Below are 7,423 nucleotides of genomic sequence, written 5' to 3'. Positions count from 1 at the left end.
CTTTACTGAGTGCCGGGCCAGTGGCCTTGTGGAAAGCCGCTACCCATTCACAGTGGCCCCACCGTCCAGGATTCTCACCTGGTTCCCTCTTGCCCTGCTGGTTGGCAGGGGTACCCGGACACGGTACATTTATCAAATTTTCCCTGGGATAATGGTAACACAGATCTCATTATTTGTCCACAGGTTTTATTTTAAATGTGCATTTTCGGTCCCGAATCGGCTGCCGTGATTAGTACTGACTTCTCATAACAAATTTGTTATACTATTGACCAGTGATTAAAAGGGGGGAAGACCATGACCTGGTCCTTAGCCCTGACCCTTGCCGAAAGATTGAGTTTGATTGCCACGGCAGCCTTCGTTATCTCCAGGACGCCGGCTCTGGGGCGTATTTTATCCCGCCAGCTCACCATCCTGGATAAGCTTTTGTTAATTTTGGTCCTGGGCGGACTGGGCATACTGGGCACTTATGCCGCCGTACCCATCTACGACGCCCTGGCCAATTCCCGGGTGGTAGGCGTCATGGTGGCCGGACTGTTGGGCGGCCCCCTGGTAGGGATCGGAGCCGGCCTGGTGGCCGGCGTACACCGCTATTTCATGGGTGGTTTTACCGCTTTTTCCTGCGGCCTGGCCGCGGTGGCCGAAGGAACACTGGGCGGCCTGGTACAGCATTATTACCGCCGCGGTCCCGTCCCCTGGCACGTCGCCCTGGTGGCCGGGCTGACCGGTGAAGTTTTGCAAATGGTTATCATCCTGCTTACCGCCCGGCCCTTCAGCAAAGCCTGGGCACTCGTGCAAATTATCGGTCTGCCCATGATTCTAGTTAATTCAATCGGGGTGGCCATTTTTATGCTCATTGTCAAAACCGCCGCCGAACAGAGGGAACGCATAGCCGCCTGCCAGGCACAGCAGGCACTGCGCATTGCCACCCAAACACTGCCTTTTTTACGGCAGGGACTGAACCGGGAGTCAGCCGGGCAAACGGCCCGGATCATTTATAATTCCGTCAAGCTGGCCGCCGTGGCCATCACCAACGAGAGGGAAATCCTAGCCCATGTGGGCACGGGGAGCGATCATCACCACCCGGGAAATCCCATTCTGACCAGCGCCACTTTACAGGCCCTGGCCACCGGTGAGGTACAGCTGGCACAAACCAAGGGGGAAATCGGGTGCCGGGAAAAAGGATGCCGCCTGGGATCGGCCGTGGTCGTCCCGCTTAAAAGGCGGGACGAAACCATAGGCACCTTGAAGCTTTATCACGAACGGGAAAACAGCATCACCCCGGTGGACCTTGAGCTGGCATGTGGCCTGGCCCACCTGTTCTCCACCCAACTGGAACTGGCTGAACTGGAATACCAGGCGCAGCTGCGTTCCAGGGCAGAGTTAAAAGCGCTGCAGGCCCAGGTACACCCCCATTTCCTGTTCAACGCCTTAAATACCATTGTGTCTCTGGTACGCACCAGGCCGGACAAGGCCCGGGAACTTCTGATCAAACTGGCCAGCTTCTTCCGGTACAGTTTACGAAAGGATGATGCTCCCATTCCCCTGTCGGAAGAACTGGCCCATGTGGAAGCCTACCTGGCCATCGAAGGGACCCGCTTCGGCAGCAAGCTGCAGGTCGTCCAGCTCGTGGATCCCGCTGCTCTAACATGCCCGGTCCCTGCCTTCACCCTGCAGCCCGTGGTAGAGAACGCTATTAAACACGGGCTCCAACCCAAAAGGGAGGGCGGGAAGATAAAAATCACGGCTGAAGATCGGCTTGAAGAAGTAGTAGTCACCATAGAAGATAACGGCGTGGGTATTCCCCCGGAAGAACTGGATAAAATCCTGCTGCCCGGCTACGGACGCGGCCACGGGCTGGGCCTGTTCATTGTCAATGAACGTTTAAAGGGCCTGTACGGGCCGAAATATGCGCTGCAGGTGCACAGCACACCCGGCGGGGGCACAAAAGTACTTTTGCGCTTTCCCAAAAGAACCTGTTCCCAGGGGGTGAAGGAAGATGCCCTTTACAGCTGTTGTGGTTGATGACGAACCACTGGCACGGGATGAACTCAAATACCTGTTGTCGGCCCACCCGGAATGCCTGGTGGTAGGTGAAGCCGAAGACGCCCAGGAAGCCCTGAAACTGGTGGCCGGACTGCAACCCGACGTGGTTTTCCTTGACATCCAGATGCGGGGGATGTCCGGATGTGAGGCCGCCAGGCAAATGCTTTCCTTCCCCCACCCGCCCCTGGTGGTGTTTGCCACTGCGTACAACGAATATGCTGTCAGGGCCTTCGAACTGGGAGCGCTGGATTATATTTTAAAGCCCTTTGAAAGCGACCGGCTGGCCAGGACCATTGAACGGATAGAAAATTTGAAAAAGCATGCCGGTGAATGGGCAGAGGCCGTGGAACGGGTGGCCTGCCTGCTGGAAGCAAAAAAGCACCGGCTTAAGAAATTACCGGTGGAAAAGAATGGAGAAATAAAACTTCTGGATTACCAGGATATTATCTTTGGCCGGGCCAAGGACGGCAGCGTACAGATCTTTACGGCAAGTGATACCTGCACCTATCCCGGCAGCATGACCCAGCTGGAGGCACGCTTGAACAGTGAAGGTTTCCTGCGGGTGCATAAGAGTTTTCTGGTCAACCTCAACCGGGTCCAGGGTGTGCTGCCCTGGTTCAAAGGTACCTACTGGCTGGTGATGGATGACCCCGGGCGGACCCAAATCCCGGTCAGCAAGAGCCAGGTGAAGGAGCTGAAATCAATACTCGGGCTGGAATGCAGCCAGGAGGCATGCCGTCAGATGGCAGGCAATATCAGGGCGAGAGGGTTATAACAGGGTATAACATTGTATAGCATAAGTCAACTGTTGACTCGACTCCACCGGTGGTGGGGTCTTTTTCTATTGGTGAGGCCCGTATTTCTGTTCAACCCCTCTTTTGTTCCGTTCATTAAGCTTTTGTTACCGGTCTGACCGGCTGTTTTTATAATAAAGACAGACCGGCCGGTTCGAAAATTTCTGAAGGAGGGAAGGAAATGCGAGGTCTCACTTTGATAATTACAGCAGCACTGGTATTTATGCTGGCATACCGGTTCTACGGAGCTTTCCTGGCAGCCAAAGTCCTGGCCCTGGACCCGGGGCGCCGCACCCCTGCCCAAACGCATAATGACGGGCGGGATTACGTGCCGACCAACCGGTGGGTGCTGTTCGGACACCACTTTGCTGCCATTGCCGGTGCCGGACCTCTTATCGGCCCCGTTCTGGCCGCCCAGTTCGGCTACCTGCCCGGCACCCTTTGGATTCTCATTGGCGCCGTGGTGGCCGGCGCAGTCCACGACATGGTCATTTTATTTGCTTCCGTCCGGCATGACGGGCAATCCCTGGCCGAAATCGCCCGGCGGGAAGTGGGTAATTTCTCCTACTGGCTGGCTTCCGTAGCCATCCTGTTCCTGTTAATCATCGTACTGGCGGGTGCCAGCGTATCCGTGGTCAACGCCCTCTTCCAGAGCCCATGGGGTACTTTCACCGTCGGCGCAACCATACCCATAGCCCTGTTCATCGGCATCTACCTCAAGTGGCTCCGTCCCGGGCGCATTGGTGAAGCCACCGTAATCGGCGTAATACTGATCATCACGGGAGTGGTGCTGGGACCGGTCATCCAGCATTCAGCGATAGCCCCCCTGCTTACTTTCAACAAGCAGCAACTCTCCCTGATGATTGCCGCATACGGCTTCCTGGCCGCAGTACTGCCCGTATGGCTGCTGCTGGTCCCCAGGGACTATCTGAGCACCTACATGAAAGTAGGTACCATGCTGCTGCTGGCCATAGGAGTAATCGTTGTCAACCCCGTGCTGCAAATGCCAGCTGTAACCAAATTCGTGGCCGGTGGAGGCCCGGTCATCCCTGGTAAGGTATGGCCCTTCATGTTCATCACCATTGCCTGTGGCGCCCTGTCGGGGTTCCATGCTCTTGTTTCCAGCGGCACCACCCCCAAAATGATACGCAGTGAAGCGGACATCCTGCCCATCGGTTACGGTGCCATGTTAACGGAAGGTTTTGTGGCCCTGATGGCCCTGATCGCAGCCACCGTCCTGCCGGCCGCCGACTATTTCGCCATCAACAGCCCGCCGGAGGTTTTTGCCAGACTGGGCATGCATGTCAAAGACCTGCCCGTACTTTCCCAGCTGGTATCGGAAAACCTGGCCGGGCGTCCCGGCGGCGCAGTGTCCCTGGCCGTGGGCATGGCCGACATCTTCTCCAAAATCGGCGGGTTACGGCACCTGATGGGCTACTGGTACCACTTTGCAATTATGTTCGAAGCACTATTCATCCTCACTTTAATCGATGCCGGCACTCGGGTGGGCCGCTATCTGATGCAGGAGATCGGCGGTGCGGTCTACAAACCGCTTAAGGACCACAACTGGTGGCCCGGTATTATCCTCACAAGCGGTATCTTTACCCTGGCCTGGGGATACCTTCTGTACGGCGGCAGCATTTCCACCATCTGGCCCCTCTTTGGTGTGAACAACCAGTTGCTGGGCAGCATGGCCCTGGCCATAGGTACCACCATGCTGATCAGGATGGGGAAGACCCGGTATGCCTGGACCACCTTTATCCCCCTGGTCTTCCTGACGGCAACCACCATTACGGCAGGATATCAGAACATCACAGCTAACTACCTGCCAAAGCACAACTACCTGCTGGCGGCCATTTCGGTAATCATGCTGGTTATGGTAATCATGATTATTGCAGATTCCGTAAGGGTATGGGTCCAGCTGTTCTCCGGCAGCAAAACGGGGACACAGGTTCGGAGCACCACTTCCCAGAACGGCTAAATTGAGTTATCGCCCTGCTACCCGGCCACATTGTACGAAAAACCCGGGGCCTGAAGAGTCCCGGGTTTTTCCATACGTGGCTGCAGGAGCCGGGTTTATCGACGACTGAAGTGCAGGGAACCACTCCAGTCAAACACGGTACCAGATTTATGCCTGGCCTTCGATTTTTTCCCAGGCTTCCCGGTAGACCCGGTAATCATCCTCCTTGAAAAGTACAAAACGTACTTCCTCAAAAAAGTTGTGTTCGATAATATAATCCCGCACTGTTTTCAGGGCGATAGCCGCCGCCCGCTCTACGGGAAAACGGTAGGCACCGGTGCTTATTGAGGGAAAGGAAATAGAACGGATGCCCCTTTCCCTGGCCAGGGAAAGGCTGTTGTAATAGGCATTACGCAACAACCCGTCTTCCCCCCGCTCTCCCCCGGACCAGATGGGTCCCACGGTATGGATGACATAACGGGCTTTCAGATTTCCACCCGTGGTAATTACCGCCTGCCCTGCAGGCAAACTGCCCTGCCGGGCCACAATCTGCTTGCACTCCTCCAGGATCTGCGGCCCACCGGCCCGGTGTATGGCCCCATCCACACCACCACCGCCCATCAGACTGGAATTGGCCGCATTAACAATGGCTTCGGTGTCCTGCCGGGTAATATCTCCTACCACGAGACGCAGCAAGGTTGAGCCAATACGTACCTCCATAAAAACCCCTCCTCGGTGCCTGGCACTTAACTTATTAACTTATGATAGCCATCCAGTTGTTCAAAAACCGAGTGGCCACCGCCCGGTATTCTTCCCAGATTGAGGTGGTTTCCTGCACCAGGCGGTCAGCGGCTCCCGGACCCCCGAACTCCTCGAGTTCACCGGCGTAAGCTTCGGCCCAGGTTTTAATTATTTCCGGGTTCACCTCCAGGTGAAACTGCAGGGCAAAAGTGCGCCCGCCCACAGAAAAAGCCTGGTTGACGCAGTCCTTGCAAGCAGCCAGGTGAGTAGCCCCGGGGGGCAGTACAAAGGTGTCACCGTGCCACTGGAAGACAAAAAATTCTTCCGGCAAACCGGCAAACAGTGGCGACTTCAGACCAGCGGGGGTAAGCCGCAGTTTATACCAGCCAATCTCCGGCACAGGGTTCCGGACCACAGGAGCACCCAGGGCTTTGGCAATAAGCTGTCCTCCAAGGCAAATGCCGAGTAGCGGTATATCCTTTTCAATTGCTTCTTTAATCAACCGGTCGACCTGCTTTAGATAGGGGTATGCTTCCTCTTCGTATACGTTCATAGGACCACCCAGGATTATAAGGGCCTTATAACCTTCCAGGGAGTCGGGTAGATATACCCCCGGCCGGTCCATTACCCGTATATCAAGCTGCCAGCCTTCTTTTTCCATGGCCGGCTGCAGGAGTCCCGGCCCTTCAATTTCCACATTTTGTATTACCAGTGCCTGCAACTCATAACCACCTCCCCAGATATTTTTGTACATTCCTGGTATGTTAACCATGATACCATCGCCAGTCATAGCGATCAAGGTGATACAGGCCGACAAGAGCAGTATAGTACAGATGTTCAGCCTTGACACCACTTAGAGACCATGGTAAGCTAATGCCGACAATTAAAAGCCGAGCTTTGAGCTGTTTGAGCGGGAGCTGAGGAGAGCTGAGACGACTCGGAGATTCTGGGGTGAGAACCAGCCAGGGGCTGGTTTTTTGTTTTTAAGGAGCGGTGGTCGGTTTTGATTGTGGTCATCGACAACTACGATTCCTTTGTGTACAACCTGGTCCAATACCTGCAGGAACTGGGGCACCAGGTACGGGTCTTCCGCAACGACCGGGTAACCCTGGAGGAGATAGAAGATCTTCGCCCCAGCCACATTGTAATTTCCCCCGGCCCGTGCACACCGGATGAGGCGGGCATATCCCTGGAGGCAATCAAACACTTCGCCGGACGCATCCCCATTCTGGGCGTATGCCTGGGCCACCAGGCGATCGGTCAGGCTTTCGGGGGCCGGGTGGTAAGGTCCGACCGGCCCATGCACGGCAAGACTTCCCTAGTCTACCACGACGGCACGGGCGTTTACCGCGGAATACCCAATCCCTTTGCCGCCGCCCGGTACCACTCCCTGCTGGTGGAAAGGGAAACCCTCCCGCGTTGCCTGACCATTACCGCCCAAACCGGACGGGGGGAAATCATGGGTTTAAGGCACCGGAAATATCCGGTGGAAGGGGTACAGTTCCACCCGGAATCCATTCTAACAACAACAGGGAAAAAACTGCTGGCAAATTTTTTGAACCCGGCCTGAAGGCAATAAAATGGGAATTCCTGCGACAATGGTTATCAGGAGCGGATACTTATGCCGGTGTTTTTACCTTTAATAGAAAAAATAATGGTCACAACGGACGTACCAACCCTTTTCGAAAGGTTAGCGTCCCGCCCCTATAGCTTTTTGCTGGACAGCGGGTTGATCGTCCAGGGTTTGGGCCGGTACTCCCTGCTGGGGTCAGACCCCTTTCTGGTGCTGCACTCCCGGGAGAAAAACCTTTGGCTGGAACGGGAGGGGAATACCATTCTCTCAACCGGACACCCCCTGGAAAAGCTCAGAGATTTACTGGCCCGT

The 7,423-nt window shown here is 55.6% G+C and carries 6 protein-coding genes, 1 pseudogene and 1 riboswitch; of the genes and pseudogenes, 5 read left to right on the top strand and 2 right to left on the bottom strand.

Annotated features, from left to right (window positions below; all coding sequences use genetic code 11):
• Positions 1 to 133, bottom strand: a riboswitch (cobalamin riboswitch). This riboswitch is flagged as partial in the annotation.
• 161 nt (positions 134 to 294) lie between these two features.
• From ACPLUI_RS08680 to ACPLUI_RS08670, 3 genes are all read left to right on the top strand, one after another.
• Complete coding sequence (locus tag ACPLUI_RS08680) at positions 295 to 2,022, top strand: LytS/YhcK type 5TM receptor domain-containing protein (protein WP_424659869.1); 1,728 nt, start codon at positions 295 to 297, stop codon at positions 2,020 to 2,022.
• On the top strand, positions 1,997 to 2,818 hold the full coding sequence (locus tag ACPLUI_RS08675) for a LytR/AlgR family response regulator transcription factor (protein WP_424659868.1): 822 nt from the start codon (positions 1,997 to 1,999) through the stop codon (positions 2,816 to 2,818). The genes ACPLUI_RS08680 and ACPLUI_RS08675 overlap by 26 nt, the downstream gene beginning before the upstream one ends.
• Before the next feature lie 200 nt (positions 2,819 to 3,018).
• On the top strand, positions 3,019 to 4,818 hold the full coding sequence (locus ACPLUI_RS08670) for a carbon starvation CstA family protein (protein ID WP_424659867.1): 1,800 nt from the start codon (positions 3,019 to 3,021) through the stop codon (positions 4,816 to 4,818).
• A 147-nt stretch (positions 4,819 to 4,965) separates the two neighbouring features.
• Here the strand turns inward: ACPLUI_RS08670 and ACPLUI_RS08665 are convergent, their stop codons facing one another.
• Together ACPLUI_RS08665 and ACPLUI_RS08660 are read right to left on the bottom strand one after the other, a co-directional pair.
• Positions 4,966 to 5,517, bottom strand: coding sequence for an O-acetyl-ADP-ribose deacetylase (locus ACPLUI_RS08665; protein WP_424659866.1), 552 nt, complete (start codon positions 5,515 to 5,517; stop codon positions 4,966 to 4,968).
• Between the two features lie 34 nt (positions 5,518 to 5,551).
• The gene (locus tag ACPLUI_RS08660; protein WP_424659865.1) at positions 5,552 to 6,388 is read right to left on the bottom strand and encodes a type 1 glutamine amidotransferase; all 837 of its coding nucleotides are present in this window, start codon (positions 6,386 to 6,388) and stop codon (positions 5,552 to 5,554) included.
• 153 nt (positions 6,389 to 6,541) lie between these two features.
• Here ACPLUI_RS08660 and ACPLUI_RS08655 point away from each other — a divergent pair, with 153 nt between their 5' ends.
• Both ACPLUI_RS08655 and ACPLUI_RS08650 read left to right on the top strand, forming a co-directional pair.
• Entirely contained in the window at positions 6,542 to 7,108 is a 567-nt protein-coding gene (locus tag ACPLUI_RS08655; protein WP_424659864.1) for an anthranilate synthase component II, read from the top strand.
• A gap of 84 nt (positions 7,109 to 7,192) precedes the next feature.
• Positions 7,193 to 7,423, top strand: a pseudogene (locus ACPLUI_RS08650) (aminodeoxychorismate synthase, component I); the annotation flags it as partial.

It is taken from the genome of Desulfofundulus sp., assembly GCF_049701015.1.
Classification (GTDB): domain Bacteria; phylum Bacillota; class Desulfotomaculia; order Desulfotomaculales; family Desulfovirgulaceae; genus Desulfofundulus.
Note: the sequence above shows the minus strand (reverse complement) of the source record. Positions and strands in the feature narration are given on the sequence as shown.